This window comes from Affinundibacterium fentianense (assembly GCF_018139545.1).
GTDB classification, from domain to species: domain Bacteria; phylum Pseudomonadota; class Gammaproteobacteria; order Burkholderiales; family Burkholderiaceae_D; genus Undibacterium; species Undibacterium fentianense.
On record NZ_JAGSPJ010000004.1, the window covers coordinates 467271 to 480991 of the forward strand.

General features: G+C 45.8%; 10 protein-coding genes. 5 read left to right on the forward strand and 5 right to left on the reverse strand.

The genetic code is table 11. The features are described from left to right. Positions 1 to 43: 43 nt before the first annotated feature. Positions 44 to 1096: a proline iminopeptidase-family hydrolase gene (locus KDM90_RS11790; RefSeq protein WP_212675798.1), complete on the forward strand. Its 1053-nt coding sequence runs from the start codon at positions 44 to 46 to the stop codon at positions 1094 to 1096. A gap of 152 nt (positions 1097 to 1248) precedes the next feature. Here KDM90_RS11790 and KDM90_RS11795 read toward each other — a convergent pair whose 3' ends face one another. Together KDM90_RS11795 and KDM90_RS11800 are read right to left on the reverse strand one after the other, a co-directional pair. Then, a complete protein-coding gene (locus KDM90_RS11795) occupies positions 1249 to 2883 on the reverse strand; it encodes a DUF4214 domain-containing protein (protein WP_212675799.1) in 1635 nt (544 codons plus the stop codon). Between the two features lie 262 nt (positions 2884 to 3145). After that, complete coding sequence (locus KDM90_RS11800) at positions 3146 to 3841, reverse strand: HAD family hydrolase (protein ID WP_212675800.1); 696 nt, start codon at positions 3839 to 3841, stop codon at positions 3146 to 3148. Between the two features lie 218 nt (positions 3842 to 4059). Here KDM90_RS11800 and KDM90_RS11805 point away from each other — a divergent pair, with 218 nt between their 5' ends. The 3 genes from KDM90_RS11805 (at position 4060) to KDM90_RS11815 (ending at position 7043) form a co-directional block, all read left to right on the forward strand. Further along, complete coding sequence (locus KDM90_RS11805; RefSeq protein WP_212675801.1) at positions 4060 to 4617, forward strand: GNAT family N-acetyltransferase; 558 nt, start codon at positions 4060 to 4062, stop codon at positions 4615 to 4617. A gap of 95 nt (positions 4618 to 4712) precedes the next feature. After that, complete coding sequence (gene cysC / locus KDM90_RS11810; RefSeq protein ID WP_212675802.1) at positions 4713 to 5264, forward strand: adenylyl-sulfate kinase; 552 nt, start codon at positions 4713 to 4715, stop codon at positions 5262 to 5264. A 270-nt stretch (positions 5265 to 5534) separates the two neighbouring features. Next, on the forward strand, positions 5535 to 7043 hold the full coding sequence (locus tag KDM90_RS11815; protein WP_212675803.1) for a peptide MFS transporter: 1509 nt from the start codon (positions 5535 to 5537) through the stop codon (positions 7041 to 7043). 92 nt (positions 7044 to 7135) lie between these two features. Here KDM90_RS11815 and KDM90_RS11820 read toward each other — a convergent pair whose 3' ends face one another. From KDM90_RS11820 to KDM90_RS11830, 3 genes are all read right to left on the reverse strand, one after another. Continuing rightward, complete coding sequence (locus KDM90_RS11820; protein WP_212675804.1) at positions 7136 to 8641, reverse strand: YdgA family protein; 1506 nt, start codon at positions 8639 to 8641, stop codon at positions 7136 to 7138. Between the two features lie 329 nt (positions 8642 to 8970). Further along, the gene (locus tag KDM90_RS11825; RefSeq protein ID WP_212675805.1) at positions 8971 to 11415 is read right to left on the reverse strand and encodes a sensor domain-containing protein; all 2445 of its coding nucleotides are present in this window, start codon (positions 11413 to 11415) and stop codon (positions 8971 to 8973) included. After that, positions 11412 to 12689: an HD-GYP domain-containing protein gene (locus KDM90_RS11830; RefSeq protein ID WP_212675806.1), complete on the reverse strand. Its 1278-nt coding sequence runs from the start codon at positions 12687 to 12689 to the stop codon at positions 11412 to 11414. The genes KDM90_RS11825 and KDM90_RS11830 overlap by 4 nt, the downstream gene beginning before the upstream one ends. Before the next feature lie 288 nt (positions 12690 to 12977). Here KDM90_RS11830 and KDM90_RS11835 point away from each other — a divergent pair, with 288 nt between their 5' ends. Continuing rightward, a complete protein-coding gene (locus KDM90_RS11835; protein ID WP_212675807.1) occupies positions 12978 to 13721 on the forward strand; it encodes a metallophosphoesterase family protein in 744 nt (247 codons plus the stop codon).

Below are 13721 nucleotides of genomic sequence, written 5' to 3' on the forward strand. Positions count from 1 at the left end.
AGCAGTTGTCTTCAATAAGAAATCAACATGAAAAGGAGTCGAAATGAAAATAGGGATACTCGCGATATGCTTACTGAGTTTGATGGCCTGTCAAAAGGTCGAATCACCGAAAACCAACACTACCGATCAATTAGCGACCGCATCACCCGCCTACCTTGATTATAGCCAACGAGATGATCGTTTATCGGGTGGGGTTAAATTGGTCAAGATCACCACACCTAAGGGGGATTTCAAGGTATGGACCAAGCGTGTTGGTAACAATCCGACGATGAAAGTACTGCTTTTGCATGGTGGGCCAGGGATGACCCATGAATACTTCGAGGTATTTGATAGCTATTTTCCGAACGCAGGAATTGAGTACTACTACTACGATCAACTTGGATCGTATTACAGTGAACAACCTGAGGATGCAAGTTTGGTTGATTTGCCGCGCTATGTTGAGGAAGTCGAACAAGTGCGTATAGCGCTTGGACTCGATGCCAAAAATTTCTATCTATTGGGGCATTCTTGGGGCGGTATCCTCGCGATGGAATACGCGTTGAAGTACCAGAACAACTTGAAAGGGCTGATCATTTCGAATATGGTCGATAGTATTCCAGCCTATAACGACTATGCAAAAAATGTCTTGATGCCCGCTATGGATCAGTCCGTGCTAAAGGAAACGCAGGCGCTTGAAGCCGCAGGAAAATATGAAGATCCACGTTATATGGAGCTCTTAATTCCGCACCACTATGAGAAACATGTGTTGCGTATGCCCGAGGCAAATTGGCCGGATCCAATGAAGCGCGCGATTAAACACGTGAATGGTAAAATCTACGTATCGATGCAAGGACCGAGTGAACTGGGGGCAAGCGGCAAATTACTCAATTGGGACCGTAGTGCCGATCTTGGCAAGATCACTGTTCCCACTTTAACAATTGGCGGTCAGCACGACACGATGGATCCCGCCTACATGGCGCAGATGGCGACCAAGGTCAAGCGAGGTCGGGCTTTGACTTGTCCGAATGGCAGTCATATGTCGATGTATGACGATAGTGCAAACTATTTTCCAGGGTTAATTCAGTTTATCAAGGACGTCGATCAAGGTAAATTCTAAGGACATCGAAGAGATTAAGTAGCGTAACTAAGTTGAATTAAGTTGAAATAATTTGAATTAAGTTGAAATAATTTGAATTAGCTTGGAATAAGCCGAAATAAAAAGCGAGATTCACGTAATGTGATTCTCGCTTTTTTTCTTCAGTTTTTGAATTATTGGCCTTGTATGCTCAACTTAGTCGCGACCGTTAACACATCTTTTGCTTCGATTTTAGCAGTCAGACCACGGTACTTGGCATCCGCGATTTGCCAAGTGTAGGCGATCCCCGTCGCACCATCACTCGTCGTTTCATTTTTGAATTTGCAGGCGGAGAAGGTTCCCGCTGGAACAGTCACGCTCTCGATTCCTAAGAAGCTCAATTTATCAGTTTGCGTCACTTCTGGATAGGTAATCGGGAATGCACTACCGACCGCTTCTTGTTTTACTTTATAAGTCTGTTCGTAAGTTTCATTCACCGCCATCGAAAAAGGTGTGCGCTTGGGCGGCGTCATGGTTGCTACGACATTGTAGTCGCCAAAGCCTGGTAGAGTGAGTGTGACGATATTGCCATAGGCGAGCGATTCATTGTCGTAAACATTGATATAGGACTTAATTTTGCTGACCGTGCCGGTTCCAACTCCACTTAGTATGGTGGTATCGGTCAATAGTTCTTGCGCATTTGTGCCTTTAAAGTTCACCGTACCATTGGGTTTGTAATTCACTACATACACAGTGGTTGTTCCAAGACTAGCGACCGTGGACGACATCTCGGTGCTATAAGTAACCCCTTGCTTGATCAGATTCATGTTGTAGCAGTCTTTGGATGCGCCCGTTCCACTGCCTGAATTATTGCCACCGTTGTTACCGTTATTGTTTCCGTTGTTGTTTCCAGTATTGCCGTTAGGATTAAACGCAGCGCTTGCGTTGAAGCTGGTATCGAGCATGTTGATCGTGTTTTTTGCTTCCGTGGTACTCGCGGCGGTAATTTTCGCAACAATCGCCATAGTTTTTTCGATCGACTCTTGTGGGGAGTTGTAATTTAACCCTTGCTCGACCGCGAAAAATAGACCAACGTTGACTTTGTTGTCGAGTAATTGCGTGACCCAGCCCCAAGTCGGATCTCCAGCAAAAGTATGCGCTGAATTCAACATGGTTGCGACCAAATTGCCCTTCGATGAATTGCCGCTCGCTAGTTGACCAGCCCAATAGTTGATGTCGGCATCTGGTGGTGCAGTGGTCCCAGTACGACCGAGTACATTTTTATAAATGATTTTGACAAAGTCTGCATTCGACATGCTCGCAGAATAGCCGGTCAAACTGGAGTACTCGACTGCAGCACCGTAGAAACTATTGGATAAGGCATCGACCGTCATGCCATCTTTGATTTTGTCGATCCAATACGATAGACCATCCGCGTCGGGAACACGATTAAAGAAGGCAATATACAACTCAACCAAAGTTTTGAGGCTGGCCTCTGGAATCGTTTTGGACTTATCTCCCACGGCTAGATTGATGCTAACGTCATTGAATTTTAGAATGGACGTATTCGATACGTTGACAGTGCCACCACTGCCTATCTTATCTTGAACTGCAAAACCAGTGGCGGTGCGGGTAATGGAGAAATTGTTGCGAATGCCTGCAAAACTGACTGTATCGACTGGTGCTGCGGGTGGCCCGCTAAAGATACCTAAGCCGATAGCTTTAGGCGGCGGTGTTTGTTTGACGGCTTCCCCACCGCAGGCGACTAAGGATGCAGCAATAATGCTGCATAACAATGCACTCTGGCGCAATTTAACGACGTGACTCATGTTTTGACCCCTCTCAAATGGAATTGGCTTGGTTTCTCTTTGACTGTTCAAGCATGCCAAACGACCTTTGGCTGCGCATTCTTATTGCTTGATAGCATGACGAAATACATGCTTAGAGGTATACGCGAGAAGTCAGGTGAAAATAGCTCAAAAAATTCGACAAAGGCAAAAAACAGATAAGACAGGAATGCAAGGAATTCGCAAATGAAGGCTTCCGTTTTTGATAATGCGATGGAGCAACTTTCCATCGAGGCAAGTGTATTTAGCTTTCTTCAATCGATAAATCGAGTGTGTGGCGTATCCTCAGGCAAAGCTCACTTGGAGTACGAGCAATCAGTTCTTCAGGTATCTCGAACTTTTTATGCAGACGTTTAAAGTTTTCAAAGCCGTAGGAAACCACAAAAGGATGCATCCCAGCGCGGAGCGCGGCTGCGTAGTCTTTGTGTTCATCTCCACAAGTATAGGCGCGTGCTGGGTTGATCTCCCACTGTTGACGGGCTTGTCGAAATGCGTCGGCTTTACTCCCGTGCACTGGGACATGGGCAAAAAAATCGAGCGCAGCGAGATCGATATCGTGTCGAGCGAACAGCTTCTCCATCGTGATTTTAGGTTCAAAACTGACATTCCGCGTGACTAAGCCTAGCCGTATCTGTTTGTGCGCGATCAGATCCTTAATCAGCTGAGCCAAACCATCATACAAGCGTGCTTCCTCCCGATAGACTTCGGTCAGACTGGTTAAGATTTGTTGGCGACTTTTTTTCCCGATCTGCTTTTTGATATTCGTGGGAAATTCTTTGAGGCCGCCGAGATATTTAAAGAATTTGTGCCTTTGTTGAAAGCTGTCTAAATCGCCAATCGCCATTCCATGTAGCGCGAATGTTTGTTCAATTGCACTGAAGGCATCGATAATGGTGCCATCTGCATCAAAAATAATCAGTTTTTGTTTATTTGGGTACATAAGCCATTTTGTTTTTAATAAGCCAATGAAACGTGCAGGATGATATTACTCAACGAGATTGCGCCAGCTTGGAAAGCGACTGTTGGGGTCGGACATGCAGAGTCACAGGCTGCTTGCATCTTGCGTTTTCTTCGCTTAGCTTGTTCCTAGTGATCTTAAGGCGCAAAATTGACAACTTGATGACCCAGCGATGTGACGAAATCAAAGGACGTGTAACTATGCCCACGCAAGCTTTTTCCCAGACCTTCCCGATCCGTCGAACCGGGCGTTTTTTGCTTCGGCAGATTCAACAGTCCGACCGACCACAAATATTCGCAGGGCTCTCCGATCCGAGAGTGATTGCTCACTATGGTATTGAGTATGAGACGGAAGTCGCGACGCAAGAACAAATTGATTGGTATCGACAAATGGAATTGAGCCAAACAGGATGCTGGTGGGCAATCTGTGAGGACCTCAATCCAAACTTGATTTTTGGGTGCTGTGGGATTTATGAGATTGACAGCTTCAATCAAAATGCAGACGTCGGTTACTGGCTTTTGCCGAAGTATTGGGGTTTGGGGATCATGCATGAATGTTTGCTAAGTCTGCAACATTTTGCCTTTGATGAACTTGGTCTGCACCGTTTAGAGGCGGAAATAGAACCAGCGAATATCGCTAGTGCGAAATTAGTGAAAAAACTAGGATTTCATTATGAAGGGCGGCGTCGCCAAGTCGCGCGACGCGGATCGCAGTGGTTGGATTTGGACTATTACAGCAAACTTGCTGAAGACGAGTGATCCTATTCCGTTCCCATGGGGTGCTCGAAGAGTGGGTTTTTCACAGGGTTTTTTCTGTGTATGATGGTCTTTTTTGACGATACTTTCAGGAAACTATGGCAATTCAATCGACTTCAACTCCTAAGTTCGCGTTGACGTGGTGGCTTACCGGATTGTCCGGCGCAGGCAAAAGCACTTTGGCACAAGCCTTGGCGCAACGACTTAGGCAGCAACAAATGGCTGTTTGTGTGTTGGATGGCGATGAGTTACGGAGTGGTTTGTCAAAGGATTTGGGATTTTCCAGTGCAGATCGAGAGGAGCAAGCGCGACGTGTTGCAGAAATCGCGAAAATTTTGAATCAAAGTGGGATATTCGCAATTGTCGCGCTCATTTCGCCGACTGAACAAGGGCGACAAATGGCGCGTGACATTATCGGCACCGAACGCATGACTGAAGTTTATGTTTCGACGCCACTCGAGGTTTGTCAACAACGTGATGTTAAAGGCCTGTATCGTCAGGCTAAACAAGAGTTAAGCTTGCAATTGACTGGAGTGCGCTCCCCCTATCAGGAACCGCGTAATCCTGAAATGACTATCGACACCAGTGTGCTTTCCATTGAAGAAGCACTCGCCAAACTATTGGGCCGCTTAGACGGATGGGACGATTAAATCCAGTAAAGGTCTGAAAGAGGCATCATGATTGCCGCATTGCGCAATAAATCTTGCCTTCCGCCCCCGCACAAATTGGTCTCATCTCAGGCATTTCTAGTTTAGAATGCACCGTCGTTGAAAATCCCCTGCATTTTTTGTAAGTATTTACGAGAGAAAGTGTAGGAGGTGTTTGTCTTCAAATGGGAAGTATCTGAAGATGCAACGGAAAATAAGCGCTTTTAAAAAAATCAAAAGTGGGTTTTACAAAATATAAACAGGAGAAATTGCATGAGCGGTGCTGCAATCACACCGGGTCAAGAGACCCCAATCCCAGAGTTTAAGCAAATCATGGGGCATCCAGCTCCTCTGTGGATGTTATTTATGTCGGAATTCTGGGAACGTTTTGCGTTTTATGGAATTCGATGGGCCTTGGTTTTGTATATCGTCGATCAGTTTTATCAAGGTGACGGATCAGGACAAGCCGCAGCGAATTTGACCTATGGTTCCTATTTGGCATTAGTGTATGCGGCAGCGCTGTTTGGCGGCTATGTTGCAGACCGCGTGATTGGCTACCAACGTTCGATTTTGATCGGTGCCGTATTTATGGCTGCGGGACTCTTTATGATCTCGATTCCGAATCAAGATATTTTTAAATTGGGCCTAGCCACAATTATCATCGGTAATGGCTTGTTTAAACCGAATATTTCAACCATGGTTGGTAAGCTTTATAGCATCGCTGACACGCGCCGTGATTCTGGCTTCACGATTTTTTACATGGGCATCAATGTTGGTGGTTTCTTAGCACCGATTTTCACTCAGTTCCTTGCACAAAAAGTGTTCAGCACAGGTGATACCCCAGCTTACAAGATCGTATTTATCGCGGCTGGTATCGGTATGGTTCTGAGTCTTGTCTGGTTTGCGATTGGTCGTCGTATGTTGAAGGGTATTGGCGCACCGGCAGAAGGCACAGAAAGTATTTCTCGTGTGATTTACGTAGCAATCGGCGGTTTGTGTGTGATCCCTGTCGCGTATTTCTTGTTGTCCATGGGGGCTGCAAAACTGCAAGGCATTTTGACTGTCTTGTTCATTGGATTGGCATTGATGTTGATGGTCGAAGGTATTCGTAATGGTAAAGTCGCGCGCGATAAAGTAATCGCAATGCTACTGATCTTTACGTTCAACATTTTGTTTTGGATGTTTTTTGAACAGGCCGGTAGCTCATTTACCTTCTTAGCAGAAAGTATCGTTGATCGGAATCTGGGCGGTTTTGTCTTCCCAACGGCTTGGTTCCAAAGTGTGAATTCATTGGCGATCATTGGTTTTGCGCCAGTTGTTGCAACGATTTGGGTGATGTTGGGTCGTAAAAATATGAACCCATCAATTCCGCGTAAATTCGGCCTAGGTTTGATTGGCAACGCATTGGCATTTGGATTATTGATGTACGCTTTGACTTTCTTGGTCGATGACAAGAACAAAATTCCTTTCTGGACCTTGTTCATGGTGTATGTGATTCAATCGATTGGCGAATTGTGTTTGTCCCCAATTGGTTTGTCGATGGTGACAAAATTAGCACCGGTGCGCTTGGTTGGCTTAGGCATGGGCGGATGGTTCCTCTCCACTGGTATCGGGAATAATTTGTCAGGTATTTTCGCTAGTCATGTGAGTGGTGATAGCGGCATGTCAGTGGCTTCTGCTTTGAGTGGTTATACATTTGGTTTCTACTCATTGTTGGGCGCTGGTATTGTTTTATTCTTGATTGCTCCCTTGATGCAAAAGTTGATGCATGGTGTGAAGTAAATACTAGGGTGGCTGGAAGATTGATAATTTGATCTTCCAAAAACAAAAGGCCCGCACGAGTGTTTCGTGCGGGCCTTTTGTTTTATTTTTTGTCAGCGGCTAGGTGCCAACGGCGCTGGCGCACCACCCGCGATGCCAGCTTGGTCAGCGGGTAGTGCCGGGAAAGGCTTACCATTGACGAGGAACTGCCCTTCCTTCCAACTGATCTGTGCTTTGTACTGTTTGTTTGCATGATTGATGAAACCTTGTGTTTCCCAAGTTTGAATTTGTGAATAGAACATGCTACGCATCATATTGCGTGCCTCGGGACTTGATTGGCTGCCATCAATTAAATCGTCCACTAATCCATCGTCCAGCTGAATTTCACCTAGGCCTTCTATTTTTGCTAGAACCGCCTGAGGCGTATCAAAATCGCTTTCTGTGACGCCCACGGTACGCAAGCTAGCACTTGCCTTAAATTCGCCACCTTTGCCAATTAATCCCAGGCGGTCTAAGGCAATCACAGGATCATGTTTGAGTATTTCGATCGCGTATTTTTTCCAATTCTGTTCAATTTCCAGCATGGCATCGGGATCATTTTTTTGTGACTCGAGTTTTCTGAGATCGACGATAAATTGGTTGAAACTGGGACCATGCAAATTACGTAATGAGTAATCATAATGAAATCTGCCAATTTTCAGATCATTCATGGTGATGTCTTGAATTCCCATTTTTAGATGGGAATCGATGAGATCATTTTTTGATGAAGTGGTACTTTCCAATTCGACGTCTTTTAGAATGAGGCCTTTGTTAGATGCTTGTGCATTGCTAAAGCTGACATGATTAATCGTTGCTTTCGTCGTGCCGAGATAAATAATGCTGTCAGGATATGCTCTCGTCGCTTCACCTTGTAACTTGATTTCACCAATCTTCAAATTGGCGCTACCATTTGTCGCAATCATTTCTAAGCCAGGAGAAAGTAAATCAAATTGGAGCTTCTTGTATGTCGCATCAAAGCCAATCTCGAAATTCAATCCCTTCCAATCGAATTTGTCCTGACTTGGTCCGACTGTGCTGACCACGGCGGGACTACTTATGCGAAAACGACCGCCACCTGTGTAATGCAATACAGTACGTATTTCGAGAAATTTCTTGTTGCCAAATACTTTCTTAATGCTCGCGAGAGTGGATGCATCTAGGACCAGTTCTGTTTCAATTTTGCCCGCTGCGAACCCAACGATACCTGGTATCGGACCATGTACGATATGGTTGATGACCTGAAGTTGCAGTGGTTTGGGGCGTATCACCTCGGGTAGTTCGGCACTTGCTTCTGCATGACTCTCCTGTGTCGCATCTTGCAAGGCGTTTTCTTGAAAACGATGTGGTTCTGCTTTAGGCGACATACTTGCGATGTCTAATTCGATCGTGCTTTCCTGGGTCGAGGAAAAAATGCCGCGTGTGTACGTTTGCTTGACCACTTTAAAATTGGAAAACAAGATGTCTTGCCCTTCCAATTTTGCTAATTTTGCTTCTAGACGTTTGCCAGTTACCCAAGACGCGGAAGGATACGCAACGGCGAGAGCGGTTAGTACGGTAACAGCAAGCAAACTCTTTTTCATGTCTGGAATCCTTTGTTGACACAGTTAATCAGTTGGGGGCGACGCGGATATTGGTGTCGCTAGTTGAGCGAGAATCATCAATGCGTGAGAAAAGACTTGAGCGAGCCGGTGTCTATTCGCTCCGCTATTTCAAACAATTCGGTCGACGATTGCGGCTAAGATCGTCGCTGCGTAAGGAGCAATGTTAGGGCAATGTGTTCGAATAGTGTAACGATAATTGCACGACATTTGCGCATTTTTTTCGCTATTTTTTTACTTTTCTTTATTTTAGCTGGTGGCGCAATCGGCCGTCTCTTAGCCGTGTAGTCGTGCACTTGCGCGAGAATCGATCATCGTCCTAGTAAAGTCTTATTCGGGAGCTGCTCCAATGGTGTCGCAACCTGCAGGAATTGTGCTTCGAAAGCATGAGGATCTAATGCTTTAGCGACCAGAAAACCTTGGATCTCATTGCAATTGAGCTCGCTCAATAGTTCTTTTTGTTCATCGGTCTCTACGCCTTCCGCAATCACAGTCAGTTTTAAAGCATGGGCTAAACTGATAATCGCCGTGACAATCGCAATATCGCTTTCATCTTTGGTTAGATTCATGATGAACGAGCGATCGATTTTAAGCTTGTGAATCGGAAAACGTTTTAAGTAGCTCAGACTAGAATAGCCAGTCCCAAAATCGTCAATCGACATGCGTACGCCGAGTTTGGCGATTGCATGGAGCTTTTTGAGCGTCTCTTCGACATCACGAATCAGTATTGACTCAGTCAATTCAATATCGATGCAATTCGGGTCGAGGTGCGCATCATCCAAAGCGTTGGCGAGTGTATCGACAAAATTGGCTTGTTGAAATTGTAGTGCGGAGACATTGATGGAAATGCGTAAATGACGCCCCTCCTTGTTCCAAGCAGCAGCCTGGGCGATGGCGGTATGCATGACCCAATTGCCAATGGCAATGATGAGCCCGGTCTCTTCGGCAATCGGAATGAATTTGGCTGGACTCACTTCGCCCAAGTCCTTGTCATACCAACGTAGCAGCGCTTCTGCACCAAATACTTGATTGGTACTTAAGTCGACTAAAGGCTGGTAATGAAGACGAAATTCTTGATGTTCGAGCGCTTGTCGCATCGCATGGTCGATCTTCATGCGCGACAACAGGCCGATGTTCATTTGTTTTTGGTAGAAGCGAAAATCTGAGCGACCACGTTCTTTGACGTAGTACATGGCGCTATCCGCATTCTTGATGAGGTCTTGAATAGATTGGCCGTCCGCTGGATACAATGCAATTCCAATACTGCAAGTGACACTGAATGGAATACCATCCAGACAAAACGGCGCACTTAAATCAGCAAGGACCCGACGTGCGCAAATTTCCGCGCCACTCGCATTTGCTTGATGCAACAGGAGAACAAATTCATCGCCACCTAAACGGGCCGCAGTATCGACTTGACGGAGGCAATTTTTGAGACGTTCTGTTACTTCGATCAAGACGCGATCGCCAAACGGATGTCCTAGTGAATCGTTGATATGTTTGAAATTGTCGAGATCTAAAAATAACAACGCAAATTCGCCATTGTCACGACTGGCGTGCGTGATTGACTGATTGATGCGCTCTTCGAGAAGTAAGCGGTTTGGTAGTCCAGTCAGGGCATCAGAAAATGCGAGTTCTTCGATTTTTTGCTTCGCGTTATAGCTTTCCGTCCGATCTTTGAAAAAGCCGATGGTATGCATCACTTCACCATCTGCATTTTGTACTTGAACCAACGAAATCATACACAGATAGGCATGCCCATCTTTCCGTCTATTCCAGATTTCTCCTTCCCAAAAGCCCTGCTCCGCCAATCCCTCAATCAGCCGTTTAAGCAATTCGGCATTGCTTTGATTTAGAAGAAAATCGGCGATATTCAAACCAACAACTTCGTTTTCCGTGAACAGTGTCAGACGTTCAAAGCTCGGGTTAATCGTGATAATTTTTTGTTCTTGATCGGTGATGAAAATCGCATCCGTGCTAGCCTCGAAAACTTTTGAAGCCAGTTGAATACGTGCTTGATCTGCGAGTTTTTCGGAGATGTCGCGGAACGAATAGACGCGTCCTATTGGTCTGCCCCGAGCATATTGTGGTAGCGTGACGCGTTCCAGTACACGACCCGAGTGCAGGACCAAGATATCCGTCGCCTCCATTAAAGGAGAACGTTTGATGGAGGCGAGTCGTTCATTGTAATGACTGGCGTCGACCATGCATTGATCCATCCAGGCATAGATCGCATCGTCTTGGCGTTGCGTTAATAATTCCTCAGGTAAATTCCAAAGTTTGGCGAAAAGACGGTTATAACTGCGAATACTGCCATCAAGATCGGTGACTAGGATGCCATCAGCGGTCGATTCGAGCGTTGCACGGAGTTCCGCAATGAGCTTTTCTAATTCTGTTTCGACCTGACGTTGATCCGTATGATCACGAATCGCGACCACATATAAGGTCGTTTCTAAATCAAGATGGACTAAACTCACACGTCGTACGACTTGCACAATACTGTCGTCCGCACGTTTTAATAGAGTTTCAGAATAAATATTGTTGGATAAACCTGCTGCGACATCTTCCCAAAAAAACATGTCTTCGGGTGACGACGCAAGATCGACGACGGGTACACCAATCAAACTATTCGCAGGGACACCGAGTAATTTGTGCGCAGAGCGATTGGCTGCCAAAATTTGGAGTTGCAGAGGATCGACGAGCAGCACCCCTTCGATCATGCCTTCTATCAAAGCTTCCCATTGGCCTTTAATCATGACAATCCGTCCTTTATTCCTTGCAGCGAAGCGGGGTCACTAGCACGTTCAAAGAAATAGCACAAACGCTTACGTGGTGACAGATAGTCATACGCTGCTTTGGGCAGTTGTACAGGTTTTAGGCTGCGGCGTATTCCCAATTGCGTCTCATGCTCAAGGTTGATCACCAAAGCTTCGTCTGGTGGAACCTGGGGATCATGAATGATCACTTTGGGCTTGATTGGACGGGTCGAGTTGACCGATACCACCATAGCATAACGTTCATCGTTTAGTTGAACGACGGAACCGGGGGGATAGATTCCCATCATTTTGATGAAAGCCGTTAAAGTGGGTGTATCGGATTGCGTCTTGTTCTTGGTAAATAACAGTGACAGTGCCTCATGCGGGGTAATGGCCTGAATCACGTTGCTGGGATTGCAAAGATTGTCGAAGCGATTCACCAACGAAATAATGCGGCTCAAATGCGACATTTTGTCTGAACGAATATTGCTCGGATAACCGCTGCCGTCAGCATATTCGTGATGTTGTGCGATCAGCAGCGTGGCATTGGTTGATAGTTGTAATTTACGTGCAATATTCACACCGTGCGCCACATGGCTTTGATACAGTTGACGTTCTGCAGGACTACTTTGCTCATCAACCCAACGCAGTCTATCAGGTAACTCCATTTTGCCTACATCGTGCAGTAAGGCACCGATTCCGAGTTCCAGCATGTCTTCTTTAGAGAGCTCTAATGCCTTTCCAAGTAAGAGCGAAATCAAAGTGACGTTGATGCTATGTAGTGCCGTTTTTTCCCCTGCTTTTTCGGATAGCAATCGAATCGCAGCTTCTTCTTCACCTAGTATGCCTTTCAATATACCTTGGACCAGTTGATTCGCACTTTCTTTGGCTTGTTGCGGTTGCGCATGCACGATGTCGGTCAGGTGTTTGAATTCCTGCGTTGCTTGGCCAAATTGTTTTTCGCATTGGGCTAAACTTGCTTGTTGCTGGTGTAGCAATTGTTTTCTGTGTTTGAGTGCAAGTTCGCTATCACTGATTGTAGTCTCGGGACTGGTTTTTATCACGTTGTCCGCGCTCGCACTTAGGTGGCTTTTTTCCGGCGCAAAGCGAATCTTTTGCAAACCTAAACTGCGAATTTTTTGAATCTGTTCTTGATTTCGAATTTCAAAATTATTCACTGGAAATGGATGCTCCATCCAGCCAATATCGAGATAGATATACATACCTATCTTTAAGTCTGCAGCCTGAACAAAGTGAGTTTGAGCTTCTGTCATAGCGCGCACATCGAGAGAAGTGAGTGATGATGAAAGGAAAGTTTCCTAAAATCAATGTTTGAGTATAAGCTGAAAATATGACGTCATGGCTAAAAATAATTTATGACAGCGCGTTATCTGGAAAATAGGCGGAATTTCATAGGTCTAACGTTGTATTCCTACAGCCAAGTGTTGGTTTCTCTACGAACATCGTCAGCTAAGGTTTCGGAAACAGTTTTGTCATATGCCGAATTGACTCGCCTAGCATACAATCAAGTATCTACTCGAATTCAGAATAAGGTTGATTTCATGTTGCTTGCAGTATTAACGGATTTACATGCCAATCGGGAAGCGGTTGAAGCTTGTCTTGCACACGCAGAAGAACGGAATGCGGATCAATTTGCCTTCCTTGGCGACTTGATTGGTTACGGAGCTGACCCGGCTTGGGTGGTTGATACAGTGATGGCATATGTGAATCGTGGTGCCTATGTTTTGATGGGTAATCATGATTTAGGCGTACTTCATGATGACCGTAAAGACATGAATCCGAATGCGCGATTGGTAGTCGAATGGACGCGTCAGCAATTGACTCCGCAGCAAAAAGATTTCATTCGCGATTTGCCAATGCAGTTTGAGTTAGAGCAGTGCTTGTTTGTCCACGCAAATGCGTGGGCACCGGAGCGTTGGGAGTACGTCGATGGCGCAATGGAGGCAGCGCGTAGTATGCGTGCGACGAATGCCCAAATTACGTTTTGTGGCCATGTGCATACGCCTAGTTTGTACCATATGAATCAAGCTGGCAAAGTGGCTGAATTTAGTCCAGTTTCCGATTTGAGTGTGCCTTTAAGCAAATTACGTCGTTGGCTGGTACAACCCGGTTCGGTAGGGCAACCGCGCGATGGGAATCCAGCTGCATGTTACGCACTGTTTGATACACAACAACTGGAACTTACTTTTTTTCGCGTACCGTATGACACCGAAGCTGCCGCGCAAAAGGTGTTGGCAGCAGGCTTGCCCGCCAGCCTGGCGCAACGCCTAATGCACGGAGGGTGA

Coding starts and splice junctions, on each gene's coding strand:
- KDM90_RS11790 (WP_212675798.1), top strand. CDS start 44: ATGAAAATAGGGATACTCGCGATATGCTTACTGAGTTTGATGGCCTGT.
- KDM90_RS11795 (WP_212675799.1), bottom strand. CDS start 2,883: ATGAGTCACGTCGTTAAATTGCGCCAGAGTGCATTGTTATGCAGCATT.
- KDM90_RS11800 (WP_212675800.1), bottom strand. CDS start 3,841: ATGTACCCAAATAAACAAAAACTGATTATTTTTGATGCAGATGGCACC.
- KDM90_RS11805 (WP_212675801.1), top strand. CDS start 4,060: ATGCCCACGCAAGCTTTTTCCCAGACCTTCCCGATCCGTCGAACCGGG.
- cysC (WP_212675802.1), top strand. CDS start 4,713: ATGGCAATTCAATCGACTTCAACTCCTAAGTTCGCGTTGACGTGGTGG.
- KDM90_RS11815 (WP_212675803.1), top strand. CDS start 5,535: ATGAGCGGTGCTGCAATCACACCGGGTCAAGAGACCCCAATCCCAGAG.
- KDM90_RS11820 (WP_212675804.1), bottom strand. CDS start 8,641: ATGAAAAAGAGTTTGCTTGCTGTTACCGTACTAACCGCTCTCGCCGTT.
- KDM90_RS11825 (WP_212675805.1), bottom strand. CDS start 11,415: ATGATTAAAGGCCAATGGGAAGCTTTGATAGAAGGCATGATCGAAGGG.
- KDM90_RS11830 (WP_212675806.1), bottom strand. CDS start 12,689: ATGACAGAAGCTCAAACTCACTTTGTTCAGGCTGCAGACTTAAAGATA.
- KDM90_RS11835 (WP_212675807.1), top strand. CDS start 12,978: ATGTTGCTTGCAGTATTAACGGATTTACATGCCAATCGGGAAGCGGTT.